The organism is Azohydromonas australica DSM 1124 (genome assembly GCF_000430725.1).
GTDB lineage: Bacteria > Pseudomonadota > Gammaproteobacteria > Burkholderiales > Burkholderiaceae_C > Azohydromonas > Azohydromonas australica.
Map to the genome: position 1 here is coordinate 26148 of NZ_AUMO01000067.1, position 15711 is coordinate 41858.

General features: G+C 65.6%; 12 protein-coding genes. All 12 read right to left on the reverse strand.

What is annotated here, in order from left to right; translation table 11 throughout:
- Positions 1-159: 159 nt before the first annotated feature.
- Positions 160-957, reverse strand: a complete 798-nt coding sequence (locus H537_RS42435; RefSeq protein WP_156901617.1) for a hypothetical protein — start codon at positions 955-957, stop codon at positions 160-162.
- Positions 958-990: 33 nt separating this feature from the next.
- A complete protein-coding gene (locus H537_RS0111650; protein WP_028998071.1) occupies positions 991-3009 on the reverse strand; it encodes a DEAD/DEAH box helicase in 2019 nt (672 codons plus the stop codon).
- A complete protein-coding gene (gene brxD, locus H537_RS0111655) occupies positions 3006-4316 on the reverse strand; it encodes a BREX system ATP-binding protein BrxD (protein ID WP_028998072.1) in 1311 nt (436 codons plus the stop codon). The genes H537_RS0111650 and brxD overlap by 4 nt, the downstream gene beginning before the upstream one ends.
- Entirely contained in the window at positions 4313-7036 is a 2724-nt protein-coding gene (gene pglZ, locus H537_RS0111660) for a BREX-2 system phosphatase PglZ (protein WP_028998073.1), read from the reverse strand. The genes brxD and pglZ overlap by 4 nt, the downstream gene beginning before the upstream one ends.
- Positions 7033-10728 carry a DUF6079 family protein gene (locus H537_RS0111665; RefSeq protein WP_028998074.1) on the reverse strand — a complete coding sequence of 1232 codons (3696 nt, stop codon included), beginning with the start codon at positions 10726-10728 and terminating at the stop codon, positions 7033-7035. The genes pglZ and H537_RS0111665 overlap by 4 nt, the downstream gene beginning before the upstream one ends.
- 86 nt (positions 10729-10814) lie before the next feature.
- Positions 10815-11318 (reverse strand): protein-export chaperone SecB, encoded by a 504-nt coding sequence (locus tag H537_RS0111670; RefSeq protein ID WP_156901618.1) that lies wholly within the window; start codon positions 11316-11318, stop codon positions 10815-10817.
- 41 nt (positions 11319-11359) lie between these two features.
- Entirely contained in the window at positions 11360-11944 is a 585-nt protein-coding gene (locus H537_RS49085) for a type II TA system antitoxin MqsA family protein (RefSeq protein ID WP_084150601.1), read from the reverse strand.
- 20 nt (positions 11945-11964) lie between these two features.
- Positions 11965-12327 (reverse strand): hypothetical protein, encoded by a 363-nt coding sequence (locus H537_RS0111680; RefSeq protein WP_028998076.1) that lies wholly within the window; start codon positions 12325-12327, stop codon positions 11965-11967.
- A gap of 230 nt (positions 12328-12557) precedes the next feature.
- Positions 12558-13574 (reverse strand): Fic family protein, encoded by a 1017-nt coding sequence (locus tag H537_RS0111685; RefSeq protein WP_238446666.1) that lies wholly within the window; start codon positions 13572-13574, stop codon positions 12558-12560.
- An 88-nt stretch (positions 13575-13662) separates the two neighbouring features.
- Positions 13663-14391, reverse strand: coding sequence for an HNH endonuclease (locus H537_RS55530; RefSeq protein WP_238446667.1), 729 nt, complete (start codon positions 14389-14391; stop codon positions 13663-13665).
- A complete protein-coding gene (locus tag H537_RS50910) occupies positions 14388-14873 on the reverse strand; it encodes a CFI-box-CTERM domain-containing protein (protein WP_084150603.1) in 486 nt (161 codons plus the stop codon). The genes H537_RS55530 and H537_RS50910 overlap by 4 nt, the downstream gene beginning before the upstream one ends.
- A 49-nt stretch (positions 14874-14922) precedes the next feature.
- Entirely contained in the window at positions 14923-15633 is a 711-nt protein-coding gene (locus H537_RS52600; protein WP_156901620.1) for a hypothetical protein, read from the reverse strand.
- Between the last annotated feature and the right edge of the window lie 78 nt (positions 15634-15711).

Here is a 15711-nt window from a genome sequence, read left to right on the forward strand (position 1 = left end):
CCTTCAGAACCCAGGAGATCCCACCAATAGAAAGTGGATCTACTATTGGCCGGAAGCCCAGCTCTGGCAGCACACTAAAGACTAAAACTATCGGATCTGGAGCAGGAATTTCCATAAAACGTCGTGCTTTTGGTTAAACTTCAGCAGTCAAAATACTTGTCAGCTCAACTCAGCATCGGTATGCCGCATTTCCAGTTTGAGCCTATCGAAGATCGTTTTGTAGTAATGACCTACGTTGTGCTCGCTCCCATTGTTTTGCGAGCGTGGATGCCACGTCCGATAGCAGTGGATGTCGTTGATTTTGAAGTGCCACAACGCACGGGGCTCAATCACATCGCTGTCTGAGTATGGAAAATACTTCTTTATCAGGTAATCGTAGTGCGGCCCACAGGCAAAGATCACTGCATGCGGCTGTAGCAACTCAACTTCCTGGCGAACAAGTTTTGCAGAGAATTCCTCCAAGGCCTGGGAATACGCCCTGGCGTTGCGGCTTCGACTTGCCCCCTTGTCAACGTCCATCTTGAGCAAGTTGCACCACACAATGGCATCGCGCATGCCGCCGGCCAACTCTTTTTCCGCACGCCGGCGCATCTGATGAAACGGGCTACGTCCGAGCTTGCAATTCAACCGACTTTCGTAGTGCGTCAGAAGCCGCTCCACGGCATCTTCGGTCTGCAAGGCTTTGCCAAGTTTCCCCCACCATTTCCTCGTCTCTTGGCCAACAAAGAGAACACGGAAAGGCGCCTCGAAGTAGCGGGGAGAAATTTTCAGGAAGAACGGGGCAGAAAGCTGCTGTTGTTCACGACCGGAGAAATGCTCTAACGCCTTGATCTCTTGGATGGCATCGGCGTATAACCGGTTCAACTCGGACTGTATTGTGGCGCAGTCGAATGGCGCTAAGTTCCTTTGATCTCCGACACAAACCACGTCTCCCCCAGAGTTATTATAAGTTTCCATGCTTATCACTCTCCTTGATCGGGCGACTTTGATCTATCCATTGAAATTTCTCGCCATCACGGTTCTGCGCAATAACCCGACAGGCAAGCAGTTGCCAAACTTTATCCCGCTGGCAAGGTCGGCAACTTCCTCGTCGGTGAGCATGACGGGCGCGGTGTCAGCCGCTCCCGCTGAGACGTCCGTTGATGTAGTGGTCAGCACGGACAGCGCATCGAATGCGCGTGAGTTGAGGCTGCCAATGCGTCGCGCCAGTGTCCGGTTCGCAACGGTTCCTGCGAACGTCCACCAGCGATGGGTCGAGCCGGGCCCCGGTTGACGCGACATCAAGCCGCAAGGAATCTCATCGCGCAGCAAGTCCAAGTGCGCCCGTGCCCGTCGAGAGAGCTGCACGCCCGGCAGCGTGCCTTCGGCGAGCACATCTCGGATCGCTTGGCACACCTCGGGACCCACTGTCCGGGCCGCGCCGGTCCAGCGGGCCTTGCCGCCCTCCTTGACGGGTTCAAGCCAGGCGGTCTTGCGGCTCCATTCCACGCTCGTTACCAGCCAGCTGCGCCCGCCCAGCAGGAGCCTTGTCGCTGCGTCGTGGCCGATGAGTACCGACGGGTCGATGTAGCCGATCTCAGTTGCTCCATGCCGCCCCAGCAGCAGGGGCGCGCCGGAGAACGACGCCAGGAGATCGCGGTAGTGGCTGCGGCCGAACTCGGCTTCCGTGGCTTGGCCCAACTGCAGCACGCCACCTGACTCGACTGCGAAGCCGGCACCGAGCATGTGCTCGACCAGCGTCTCGATTCGTGCCGCCGGCAGCTCCGTAAAGCCTTGTCCGAGGCTCTCCAGCAGCTCCATCCGAACCACCACGCCTTGCTCCAGCAGCGAAACCATAACCTGCTGCGCGACCACCGGCCAGGGCTCGGGCGGCGGCACGACAGCCTCCACCCACGCGCGCGACCACTGTTTCGTCACGCCCAGCGCCTGCAGGAAAGCCTCGTCGGTGGTCGTGAGGAACAAGCAGTTGCGCCGGCTGCCGCTGCGCCGCCCGGTGCGGCCCATGCGCTGCAGGAAGGACGACACCGTGGCCGGCGCGTCGATCTGGATCACGCGGTCTAGATCGCCCACGTCGATGCCCAGCTCCAGCGTGGAGGTCGCCACGATCACACAGTCGCGCTCCTCGGCGAAAGCGGCTTCCGCCTGCTTTCGCTCCGAGGCGCTGAGCGAGCCGTGGCTCAGGAACGTGCGTACGCCCAGGGCACGCAGCTCGCTGGCCAGGCGCTCGGCCTGGCTGCGCGAGTCGCAGAACACCAGCCGCTTCATGCCGCGGTCCAGCCGCGACACCACGGTGGCCGCGTTGTCCAGCGAGCCGACATGATCGATGGTGACGTCCGCATCGGTGCTCACTCCGGCGCTGCCGACGATGCCGCGCTCGCCCGTCGGCGCAAACCACGCCAGCAGCGCCTGCGGGTTGCTCACCGTGGCAGACAGTCCGATGCGCTGCGGCGGTCCGTCCGTGTAGCGCCCGATGCGCTGCAGCAGGGCACGCAGGTGCCAGCCGCGGTCGTCGCCCGCAAAGGCGTGCAGCTCGTCCACGATCACCGCGCGCACGTTGCCGAACCAACGCTGCCGGTTCACGCGCGTGGACACCAGCATCCCTTCGATGGATTCGGGCGTGGTCAGCAGGATGTCGGGCGGCTCGTGCAGCGCCTTGGTCTTGCGCGACTGCGACACGTCGCCGTGCCACACTTCCACCCGGCGACCCACAAGCCCAGCGTAGTGGCTTAGGCGCTGCTCTAGGTTGTTGAGCAGCGCCTTGATCGGACACACGTACAGCACGCTGGTACCAGGCCAGTTCTCGCCCAGCATGCGCGATAGGATCGGGATGATGGCCGCCTCGGTCTTGCCGCCGGCCGTGGGGGCCAGCAGCAGCGCATGCAGGCCCGCATGGATCGGCTTGATGGCCTGCAGCTGCGTCGGCCGCATCGAGCTCCAGCCCAGCGAGTTGACGACGTGGTACTGCAGCGCCGGGTGCAGGCGCTCGAACGGGTCCGGTGCGTGGGTCACAGCTCGATGTCGTCCACCGACGCCGCAGCAGCCGCGGCGCGCTCCGTGGCGGTCATCTCACTCTCCGAGAGAGTGAGCTGGTAGTGGCGGCACGGGTCGAAGTCCGCATGCAGCTCGACCCGGTCCAGCACGTCGGCCACCAATTTTTTGAGGAACAGCCGCGGCGCCACGCCGACCTTGCCGCCCAGCCCGCCAGCCACTGCGCGGGAGAGCGTGTCGAGGTAGGCGTCGTCCACCACGGCACGCAGTCGCGCCTCCTGCGGCCGCCCCTGCGCGTAGATGTCGCGCACCCGCCGGCCCACCGCCATGAGCGAGCCGCCATCGAAGGCGGCCAGCCGGATCTGCACCGCGCGCGGGTTGTCGAAGCGGCGATCAGTGGCGAAGTCCACATGCAGGCGCTGCGCCAGGGGCGGCAACCGCTGCACACCCTGCGGGCCGTCGAAGAAGGCCGGCGTGCCGGTGACTACCAGGTACAGGCCCGGAAAGCGCCCGGCGTCAATCTCGTCGATCCACTGCCGCAGCGCGTTCAGGCCCCGCTCGCGCGTGTCGGCGCGCATGCGCTGCAGCGTCTCCACTTCGTCAAGGACCAGCAGCAGCCCCGAGAAGCCGCTGTCGCGCAGGATGGTCAGCAGCCCGACCAGGAAGTTGGCCGCGCCGAAGTGGTCCAGGTCGCCCTTGATGCCGGCCGCGCGCTTAATGCTCGCGGCCACGTTGGGCTGGCCGGAGAGCCAGCTGATCAGGCCGTCCGCCAGCGCCGTGTCGCCCACTGCCAGGGCCTTGCGGTAGGCCCGCAGCACCGCGGAGAACGCCGGTGCGGCCTGTGCGATGGCCGCCAGGCGCTGCTCCATGAGCGCATCGGTCTGCGCCAGCAGCGCCTCCTCGTCGTTCTCGTCCACGGTGCCCTGTGCCAGCACGTCCTGCTCCAGCGCATAGAACCAGCCGTCGATCACGCTGCGGAAAGCGCCCATGGGCGTGTCGGCCGTTCCCAGGCGCTCGACCAGGCGGCGATAGACCGTCTCCAGCTTGTGCAGTGGCGTCTCGGTCTCGTTGATCTGCACCTCGCTGGCGGCAAAGCCCCGGACGCGGGCCCGTTCCTGCAGCCAGCGGCCAAAGAAGGTCTTGCCGGTGCCGTACTCGCCGCGCACGGCCTTGAAGCCGCCGCGCCCGGCCGCCACCGCGGCCAGCTCCTCGTCCAGCGTGGGCGCGAAGGCATCGATGCCCACCGCCAGGACGTCCAGTCCGCTTTGCGGCACGGTGCCGCGGCGCAGGGCGCCCACGATCTCGTCGCGTCGGGCGGCACTGATCATCGCGCGCCTCCCGGAACCGTGATGCCGAACTGCTGACCCAGCAGGCCGAGGTTGATCTCCACCGTGCCGCTGGCCTCATCGACACTCAACACCGCCACCTGGTCCACGTTGAGCACGCGACGCGCACCGCTGAGCCAACCGCCGATGCGGAACTCGGGCAGCCCCAGGCGCTGCGCCAGCGCCGTGCGCGAGAGCTTGCCGCCGCGTTCCTGCAATGCCGACAGGGCGTGGCGCATCGCCTCGTCCGTCGGTGCTACCCGGGCCGCCAGCTGGCGTTGCGAGGCGTAGGTAACGCAGCCCAGCAGGGCGCCGATCCAGTCGGGCGGCGCAACCGCCGGCTGAGATTGCGCCGGCGCCGGTATAGGCGCATCGAACAGCGCCTGCTGCGCCTCGTGCACCTGCCGTGCGCGGCGCGATGCAGGCGCGGGCGCAGGTGCAGGCGAGGACAGGGGAACCGTGGACTGAACGGCGGGCTGCGACAGCAGCGGCAGGTCCCACCATTCCGGCTGTACCGGCACGGCGGGCTCCCAATCGGGAAGGCTAATGCCGAAGGGTGCGAACACGCTCAGCGGCACGATGACCTCTTGCGGCGACACGCCACCGTGGTAGCCGTTCTTGCGCCCGGTATAGCGAGCCGTTTCGCTCCACAGCGCAACGACCGCTCGCTCGCCGTCGCTTGTCAGCACACGGCTGCCTTCCATCACGATCTCGTCGGCTGTCTGCACCTGGTTGCCTACGCGCCAGCGGTCGCTCTGGCCACCTGGCAGCAGCCGGGTACCGTCCTCCAGCAGGTGGCCATGGTCGGCGGTAACCACCACCACCCGCTGCGCCTCCCGTGCCTCGCGCAGCAGCGGCAGCAGCAGGCGCAGGTCGTCCAGGCTCCAGCGCTGGTGCAACTGGTCCGGGCCGCTGAGGTGGTCGTCCACCGCGTTGTAGACCACCCCCACCACACGCTGTTGCGAGTCGGCGATGGCCGCGCGCACCTCGGACGCCAAGTTACCCGCGTCGCTGAGATCGCCCTTGTGGAACAGCCAGGGCGGGGCATCGGCGCGGCTGGCGGCCTGCAACGCGGCATGGCTGGCGAAGCCGGGCTTCTCCTGCGCTGCGGCGCCGGTCGTGAGGCGGCCGCACAGCAGGCTGGCGCGGCTGACTTCCGTCACCGTCGGCAGCGCCGCGGCGCCGAACAAAGGGGCTCGCGTGCCCGCAGGTACCCATTCCGCCCAGCCCAGGCGATCCGGCTGCGCGAACAGCTCGCGGAAGATGCTCACGCTGAGCCCGTCCACCACCAGCAGCAACACGCGCTGCGGCGGCTTGGACGCCAGCGGCGCCACCACGCGGTCGAGAATCTGCTCCACAGGCACCAAGCGGCCACTTGCCGCGGCGGGCTGCCTGTTCCACGCCTGGAGTGCATCTGCGAAGGCCCGTGCCGAGGCATTTCGGCGCGCCGCCACGGCGCCGCGCAGCTGCAGCAGGGCCTCCGACACCTCGGGCAATTCGTCACCGCCCAGCAGGCGAAAACGTGCCCAATCGACGAATGCGCCCTCATCGGCTTGCCAAGCGGCGGCCTCCACGAGTGAGGACGCCGTGGTCGCCGGCGAGGTCAGCCAGCGGCACAGGCGCCGCGCCATGACCACCCGCTCGGCGCGTTGCGACTGCACCGCGGCCAGGCCGTGACTCAGCACTTGGTCGGCCGATGCCTCCACCTGGAGCAGCGCCGTGGTGGCCGGAGCCTGTGCATGCCGCAGCACGGCCGCGCCGAAGGCCCGCAGGCGCTGATCGAATGCCGACGGCAGCAGAGTGCTCAGATGAGCGAACTCGCCCGCGCGCAACTCCGCCAGCAGCCGGTCCGCACGGTCCAGTGCCGCTCGGCAACGTTCCGGCCCGTCGTGGCGCACCAGCTCGCGCGCTGCGGCGGCCCAGGCACGGCCCTCAGCCACGCCGACGTGGATGTCGCCGACGTAGCGCTCCAGCCGAATGGCGGCATGGCCCAGCGTCGCCTGGCCTTCGCCCTGCGGCGAAAACAGCACGTCGCACACCAAGCCCAGCGGCAGGGCGTCGGCCGTGCGGCCGGCTTCGACGCAGGCCACGGCCATGGCGCCGGCCATGCCGCTGGCGGCTGCCAGCCAGCGCTGAGCTTCGCTGCGCGCCGCGCCCGGCAGCAGGTTCATCGAGGCGTCCGCATCGGGCCGCAATGTCCAGCGCAGCAGCGTCACCGCGTCAGGGCGTGCATCGGGCAGCTGCAGGAAGCGCTGCAGCACGGCTCCCCAGGCCGTTTCCAGATCCAGGAATCCGCTGGCCACTGGCGCATACGGGCCTTGCGCGGCGCCGTCGATGAGCATCTGCGGCATCCAGCTGTGGCGTCCCAGGCGCGCGTCAGTATCCCGGGCGCCGAAAAGCTGACGCACCATGTCCCAGCCCTGAGGCTGGAACACGCGGCGACTCGACAACCTCGCGGCGATGTCGTCGGCGATCTCGTGCGTCCCCAGAGGCGTGAGCAGCACCGCGCCGGATTCCGGGCCTGCGTCCTCCAGGCCGGCCAGCGCCTCGCGCAGCGCCAGCATGGACTCGCACCAGCGCAGCTCGAAGCGCCGCCCCTGGGCTTGCAGCTGCGCCGGCCAGGGCTGGCGTGCCGCGCAGCGGATAGCCAGGGCCTGGGCCTTGGCATCGCGTTGTAGTTCAGCTTCCAGTTGCGCCGCGATCTGGGCGGTGGACACGTTCATCGGCTCGGTCCCCGCCGTTGCAGCCGCCAGCTCAGTGACAGTTCGAGCGCGGCGTCGTCCTGCAAGCGGATCTTCAGGTCTTCCAGGACTCGCGCAGCCTCAACACCTCGCACTTGCAACTGCCGCTCCTCGACCACAGTCGTGGCCTCGGGTGCGGGTGGCAGCTCGGGCTCGGGCGGCTGCGGGCCGGACGGCGGCGGTGGCGGCGGGGAAACCGGCGGCGGCGGTGCCACCGTCAACAGCCGTACCGCATCGCGTTCCAGCTCATCCAACCGGGCCTTGAGCGGCACCACATGCTCGTCGGCCAACAGTCCTTCAGCCAATCGGCTCAGCACGGCGTCGGCCTTGGCGCGCCGCGGGTCCGTGTCGCCCAGTTGGCCCAGCGCGTCGAAGATGGCCCAGTTGGCCCCGTCCAGCGCTGTTGCCACGGCTTGGGCGTGTCCCAGGGCGCGCGCCACGGCAGCTTCGGAGCTTTCCAGCGTGGCGGTGGCCAGCGCATCGATGAGCGCCAGGTTCTCCGACTGCGCGACCGCCGCCAGCAACGCCAAGGCGGACTCCGCCGAGCGTTGACGTGCGCTGGGCTGGCCACTGGCGTAGCGCGCGCAACGGTCTTTCGCCGCGCTCACCAGTCGCGTAACACCGTCACGCTTGCCCGTGGCCTCGCGGCGTACGTCATCGATCAGGCGGGCGACGTTGGCCGCGTTGAGCGTCTGCGGCAGGGTCAGACCGAACAGCGACGCGGCACGTTGCACCGCCACGTGCCAGTGGCTTGTGTCGGGCAGCGCCTGCTCGACGAGCTCCAGCGTGTCGCCCAGGTTGTCGAGCGACGGCTCCACCGGCCCGCCATTGAGCAGGAAGCGCCGGTTGGTGAGTGCCGCGAAGCTCAGGATGACGAGGTTCTGCAGCTCCACCGGCAGGCCCATGGGCTGCGGCTGGTCGAGCCACTGTCGCAGCTTGGCCACCGTAAGCTTGCCGTTGCCTTCACGGGCGTGAGCCTGAGCGAAGCGCGTGACCCAGTGCGGCTCGACCAGTAGATGCGTCTCCGTCGTGCGCCCTAGCTGCAGCAGGTCCACGACCGCACGCACTTGCCGACGCACAGCGTTGTCGGCGATGTAGCTGCGCCTGTCCGGTGCCTCAATGGCCTTGAGCACCTCGGGCCAAACCTTCCGTACCAGTTGCGGCTTGATCTCCTGCTCGAACTCCGGATGGGCAGGGTACTGGTGGCGCAGAAGTTGTCCCAGCAACGACTCGAACGCTGCTTTGAAGTCCGCTCCCACTGGCGGCCTGGGCGAGAAGGTGGTGTCCAGCGAGCGGAACTGCTGGTCGGGCGTGAGCGGGTTGATCAGTGCATCGCTCAGCTCGCTGCTGATGCCGTAGGCCGCATCGAGCTGGCTGCGCAGCTTGCCGCGCAGTTGGTCGCGCTGGTTTTTCGCCAGCGCCTTGGCCTGCACGCGGTCCACGAAGGAGAGGTGGTTGGCGAAATCGTCGAAGCGTTCGCCTTGGAGGATGTGCTCCAGCACCACCAGGCGGCCCAGGTCGGACAGTGCCTTGGGACTCAGGAACGAAGACAACCACACCAGGGTCTGCGTGTCGCCGCCGCGGTACTCGTCCAGCTTCGCCAGGTCGTCAAGCGGCCCGAAGGTGCCTTCGTCGAAGGGGAAGTCCAGCACCACGGTCCATTCCCCGTCGCGGCCGCGCAGCCGGTCCTGGCTCATCTCGCGCACGTTCTCGAACACCAGCGCCACCTCGCGCGGCGTGCCGCGCCAGGTGAATGCATAGCTCGTGAACAGGCTGGCCCCGTCGGTGATGCCCAACTGCTCGAACAACGTCTCGCGGATCTTTTTGCGGCGGTTGCCGGCGTTGTCCACCACGCCCTCGGCCGCACGCAGGATGGGCTCGATGTCCACGCCCGTGACCTGGATCGAGATGACGGAGTTCTGGTCCTCGGGCGTGAGCTTGATCTCGCCGACTTCTGAGGCCCAGTCGCGGCACTTGCGCCACATGTCCTGCACCTCGCGGCCCGGGATGGGCGAGCGGAAGGTGCCGTGATTGAGCGCGGCCAGGCGCTGAGCGGTCAGGCCCTTGAGCGCCTCCACCTCCGGCACCAGCGCGCCCAGCAGCAGCGTCTTGATCAAGCGCGCGTCGTTGCGCAGGTTGCGCGCCGGCCCGGCTTCGGCTTGCCCCAGGCGGATGGCCTCCCAGGTCACGTTGTGCTGCCGCTCCAGCATCGGCAGCAGGCGCCGGTTGTAAAGCTGCTTGGCGTTTTCGAAGTGCAGCCGCATGCCTTCGGAGAAAGGCTCATCGCCCTCGGCGATCACGTCCCACAGGTCGCCCACCGGGATGATCTGGCCCAGCTCCAGGTCGCTGCGCCGGTCCACCAGCAGCTGCAGCATCAGCTTCAAAGCCGTGCGCTCGCGCTGCAGCGCCGCTGACACTGCGATGAGCGTCTGTACCAGCGCTGGCGAGAAGGGGTAGACCTTGCGGAACATCTCCCGCTCGCCAGTGCTGGTGAGCAGGGTGTTGAGTGCGTCGGCGCGCATGCGCAGCACGTCATCGAACGTCGCCTGCAGCGTGGCGCGCGCAGCCTCGCTCACCGGGCGCAGCACGCGCTTCTCGGCGATGGCGGGCAGGTTGCGGTCTTCCAGCGTGATGCGGTGGAAGCGCGCCTCCCAATGGCGCAGCACGTCGCTGAACTGCAGTTGCACCGCGCCGGCGAGGTTTTCGCCCACGAGGTCGCGCAGGTCACGCTGGCGGGCCACGAAGCTGATGAGCGGCACTGGCCGGTCGGCATTGGTGGCCTCCACCAGCTTCACGAGCTTGGTGCCCTCGCGGCTGACGAAGCTCACGTCGCCGGCGCGGCTGGCCAGCCACAGCACCAGCTCGTCGAGGAACAGGATCACCGCGTCGTAGCCCAGGGCGCGGGCGTGGCGGCTGAGGATGCTCAGGCCGTCGTCCAGCGACACGAACGACTCGCCGCCGCCGGCCAGCGTCCGGTAGGCCGAGAAATAGTGCGTGATGAGGTCGCCGACCAGCCGTGCGCGCTCCTCGCCGTTGGGCGGCTCCAGCAGGGCGGCGTCGAAGCTGGCGGCGTCCCAGCCGGCGTCGAACGCGCCCCAGCCGCCGTCGTCCGCGCCGCTGCTGCCGCTGCTGGCGCCCTCGTTGAGCTTGCCGAAGAAGGCCTCATCGCCCATGCGCGCGCGCAGCTCACGGGCATCTCGGAACAGGTCGTCGGCAAGGTAGAAGCCCGGGATTGGGGCCTGCGGGTGAGTACGCCTCACGAACTCCGCGTAGCCGCCCAGGATCGCGGACTCCATGTCCCGCGAGCCGATCATGTGATACGGCACTAGCAAGAACTTGCGGCCGTTAGTCCAGCCGTGGCGCGCTACCACGTCGGCCAGCTCGGGCGTCGCGCGCGCCTGCGTGTTGCCGGCCAGCAGCAGGTTGAGCACGGCCATGAAGTGGCTCTTGCCCGAGCCGAAGCTGCCGTGCAGGTAGGCTGCCTTGCTGGAGCCGGACTGCACCGCCTGCTGAATGAACCCCAACGCGTTATTGAAGGCGTCCACCAGCTGCGGCGTGACCACGTAGTCGCGCAGCGTCTGCTCGGCATGGCTGACGCCCTGGGAGAGCTGCAGGACGAAGTCGCCCTGGTGCACACGCTCAGGGATTGAGATGAGGTCCTTGATCAAAGGCATGGAAGCCGGCCTGTGTAGGTATTCGAGGAGTCAACCGGCAACCGCCGGAGGTATGGGAGGACGCGTTGCATGTCGCGCAACAGGAGTCACTGGGACGTCCGCTTCGGAGCGCCTTTCTTGCGTGCAGGGGGCGGCGGCACAGCGGCATCAGCCGAAGCCGCGTTCTCGGCCGGCGCTTGGCGTAGGTCCTGGAAATGGACGGTGGGCAGCATTACTGGCCCTGCAGGCATGCGCGCCGTCACCGACAGCACCTGCTCGCGCACTGACGACCACAGCAGCGCCGCGCCGTTGACGGTGGCTAGATCCTTGGGCGGGGCAAGCTGCTCAGCTCCTTTGGGGATCAGGATCACGCCGCTGATTTCGACGTCGATCAGGTACGGCGAGAACTGCTGGTCCTCGGCATCGAGCAGGAGTGTGTTGTCAACGATCACGCGCATCACGGCGCCGTATATCTGGCCCCGCTCATGGTGCATGTCCAGTTCCTGGATGCCGACATCGGTGGCAATGTTGACTCCATCGAACATGTAGACCGTGGTCAACGGGTTGGGCGGATCGGCCGGCACATGCGCATCGTCTACCTCGATGGACACGCGCTTGAAGGCGGAGCGCAACAGCTGTACGGGACTGGGCTTCATGCGGCAAGGGCAAAACGTTCATCCGCACGCCTCTGGCGTGTGCCGCCCCGGTACGACTGGTGTTGCAGCTTGATCTCCGACACCCGCGGTGTGGGCAAGGCCAGTAGCCGCACTTTGCTGCGTTGTTCGTCCTCGCATCGCTGCTGCCAAAGCGGCAACTCGACACCAGCCTTGTCCGCCAGCGTCTTCATGACTTCCGGCCGCTCAATGGCCACTTGCAGCAGCAGCGTCGTACTTTCATCCGGGTAGCTTGCCTCGGTCTCGTACCGAGAGAAGGCAATCTTTCCCTTGCCGAAGACCTTGGACGCCTGTTGCTGCGTCAGGCCGTAGCGCTTGCGCAGGGCCAGGATTTCCTCGCCCATCAGCAGATCGCCGTAGTGCGCCTTGCGCTCGGCCAAGCGGCGCAGGTTTTCATCGTGCTGCGCCGCACGGGTCGTTTCCACGCCGCAGTCATCGCAGCGCGAAGCCAGCAGCGCAACCCGTACCTCCAACCCATGCGGACGGAACACCTCCGTGCGCTCGATGGCATGCAGCCGGCCACGCCGGCAGGCCGGGCAAAGCGGCAATGTGTGTTGATTCATGATGGATAGGTAGGGTTGAGTCAGGAGGCGTGGCAGGACACCAGTGCGATGGTCAGCAGCCCTGTCTCGTCAATCGAGAACTTGAGGTACACCTCCAGGCCGCGTGGATGGCGCCGTTGCCCCAGGGTGTCGTACGGCATAGCGTAGACGTCGCAGGGCACCATGTGGCCGCCCGATACCTGACACCACTCGGACTTTCGGTAGTCCTGAGTGCTGTCCAAGCTGACCAGCATCTGCAACACATCGGACGTGCTCCATCGTTCCTTTTGCAGGTCGTTGACGCATTTGTCAGTGGCCAGCCACAGCTGGTCCAGGTCGAAGCTGCCGCTGCGCAGCAAGGCCTGCAAAGCGCCCAGATCGAGCAGCCGGCCACCTCGGATCACGCGTTGTCGCCCTTGAGGAGGCGTAAGCGAGCTGGGCGTTCTGAGCCACAAGCTGGACATCTAGTTTATCACCATGATAAATGCAGGTTGGCTGCGTCGTCGTATGCCAGCGCTGTTCCCGGCTTCGTTTCGCCGAGAGCCGCTTGGCCGACATGTCACTTCAACGAACGTATCGCCAAGATAAGTTAAAAAACACGACTGTTTTTTAACATGTTGGCGTGCCGTCGTTGTCAGCGCGTCAGCAACTGGAAGAGGCGCTGGTTGATGAAATAGACCTCGCGGCCCATCTTCTGGCCGGCCAGCACGCCCAGCCGCTCCAGCTCGCGCAGGTACTTGGCACAGGTCTGGCGGGTGCCCATGCCGGCGCGCTCCAGGAATGGGATCTTGGAGTAGGGCTGCCGGAAGACCAGCTCGATGAGGTCCTTGCTGTAGATGCTGGGGGCCTCGCGCTGGACACGCTCGCGCACTTCCTCCATCAAGGCCAGGATGTCGGTGATCTGCCGCTGCGTGCGGATGGAGGTCTGCTCCACGGCGTCGAGCATGTAGAGCAGCCAGTCCTCCCAGGCGCCGTCCTCGGTGACGCGGCGCAAGCCGTCGTAGTACGCGTTCTTGTGCTCGATGATGTAGCGCGACAGGTACAGCACCGGCAGGTTCAACAGGCCTCGGTCCACCAGAAACAGGATGTTGACGATGCGCCCGGCGCGGCCGTTGCCGTCGGGAAACGGGTGGATGGTCTCGAACTGGTAGTGCACGAGCGCCATCTTCACCAGCACGTCGAGCTCGTCCTCGGCGTGCATGAAGTTCTCCAGCTCCCGCAGCTTGTCGCGGATGACCTGTTCACCCTCGGGTGGCGTGTAGATGATCTCGCCGCGCGTGTTGCCGATGCGGGTTCCGGGCGTGCGCCGGATGTCGAACGAGGCCTGCTTGAGGAGCTGCACGATCTCCACGAACAGGCCCGTTGCCAGCGGACGCGAGCGGATCTGCCGGAAACCGTGGTTGAGCGCCTGCCGGTAGCGCAGCACCTCCTTGGCCTCTGCGCTGGCGGGCTGTGCCTCGTCCGACGCCGCTATGTAAAGCTCGTCGTTGGTGGTCAGCACGTTCTCGATCTCGGACGACGCCCGTGCTTCCTGCAGCACCAAGCTGTCGATCAGCATGGCCTGGTTGGGCATGCGCTCGGCCATGCCCTTGAGCTCGGCCAGCGCGCGGCTGGCGGCAATGGCTTTCTTCAGGACGGCGGGGGTTTCCACCACCGTAGCGGGCGGCAGGGGTGGCAGAGCGTTGTGGGGAGTGGTCCGATCGAACATGGCAGGTGGCAGCAGGGCCTGAGCGACTCTTTCAGCCGAAGTGCGCCTCGCGATGGCAGTTAGGGCACAGCGCCTGCGCGTTGTCCACTGTGTCGTCGCCGTCCTCGGCCAACGGCACGACGTGGTGGACTTCCAGGTACGGCTCGCCGTTCGTCGCTTTGACGAAAGGTGCCGGCGCGTGGCAGGACTCGCAGTAACCTTGAGCCCGGTAAAGCACTTCGGCCACCACATCTGGATTGCGCGCGAACTCTGTGCGCTCAACCACCATCTTTTGTGGCTTACGCGGCGCTGCGGCCAGCCGCGCCAAGCGGGCGGCGCGGGCATCGTCCGGGGCTGTCTTGGCAGGAACGGACGTCTTTGGCGCAGTGGCCTCTACAGCCAAGACACTGCCTAAAGCCGCAGTACTGACCGAGTTCACTGCACCAAAGTATCGAGATAGCAATTCCTGCAGCGCAACTTTGTTTTCAACCTCGACGCAGAAGCCCGATCTGTCTTTGAATCGCGAGCGAGCAAATTTCGAAAGCGCATCGCTCTTCGGGCACTGATCCTTTTCGAGAACGCCGGGAATGCTGGGCGCTGGATGCTCCAGGCGCAACAGCGTGCTTTTGCGGTCGTAAATCGCAAGCTGTTTCCCAGTACTCGGCTGCTCATACAGCTTGACCTTCCAGTCATCGCTCGTCCGATCGGTGTTGATCCAATCGATGCCGAGTTCTTCCGAAAGGGATTCAATGAGCGGGATGGCTTCCTTCTCGGGGTTCAACGCATGCCCTCCGTACTTCCTTCCGCTTGCGAAAATCTGCATTCCAGCGTGCGCACCATGTCTTCGTAAAGAGCGCATGCCGTCGCGTGGTGTCGCGCTTCGATGGCACCCACACAGCGGCCGATGACTTGCCAGACCTGCTCCAGATCCGCCGCATCGGTCAGTCGCTCGGCAATGAAAGGCGCAACGCTGTAGTAATGGTCTACAAGCGTCGTACCTTCTGCAGTCTTCAACAGGTATTCGTCCCGAAAGCCGCGCAGTACTTGCAGTTCATGGCAGTCGTCCGGCAAGCCCTTGTAGTGGCAAGCTGCAGTGGTCAGGAAACAGCCTCCCTTTTTCTTGGACTGCCCTGCATCGCTTCGCTTGGCCCGCCACTGTCCATCTTGATTTCGAGACCTGTTCTGACCAGCCGTTGGGCCTGTCTTGACGACAGGGCCGTTGGTGTCTCGCGGAGATTTGGAAGAATCTTTCTTATTACTCATTTTTGCTTTCAGGCAGTTTTATTATTGGCGTGAAAACGTGCTTGCACGCTTACGCAGCGTTTTCCCATCGCCGCCTCAGAGTACGGATCGTTGCATCTGCTCGTAGTGCCCTGCGGTCCGGGCCACAAATGGCAACAGAGCCTTCAGGAAGGCCAAAGATTTCTTCAATCTTTCTGCGAATAGTGCCGATTGATGCATCAGCGCGCGCTGCCCTGAAACGCACGGGCTTGCCGGTGCGAACTGCAACAGCTTCTTCGCTTTCTTCGACTTCTTCGGGCGCGACGTCCAGGCTGACATCGTCGTCATCCCAGCCGTCGTCCTCAGCGTCATCTTCGGCTGCCGCTACATCCTCTGGCAAATCGATCGACTCCCAGGTGATGGCGTCCGCGCGTCGCCAAGCAACTCCGTCTTCGAGGTGATATTGCGGGGTACCCCAGGACGGCCGCAGTGAGTCGCTACCGCGCACGCGCCTCACACCGGCGTTGCGGAAAGCATCGCGTACGGTGTCGAGCAATGCATAGTCATTGACAATGAAAAACACGGAACAGGTCTGCATGCCGAAGTTCGTGCTCGGACGCTGGTGGCTGTAGACCGTAGTGACCCTGTCAGGCCATTTCCGCGCCGCATGCGCCAGTGCCTTGCCAAGGAGGTCCTCCCAACCACAGAGCTGTTCGGGAATGTCGTCCTCATCCACCTCGATGGTCGGAATCGGCTCATTGCTGCGTTCGATCCTTAGTTCTTGGGTTTTTTTGACCGTCATGTTTTCTCCTCCCTTCGGTTAACTGCCGTGCAGGTTCGCCGGCTGTCTGGCGTTGCGCCCTGCCTATCCTCTAACTTG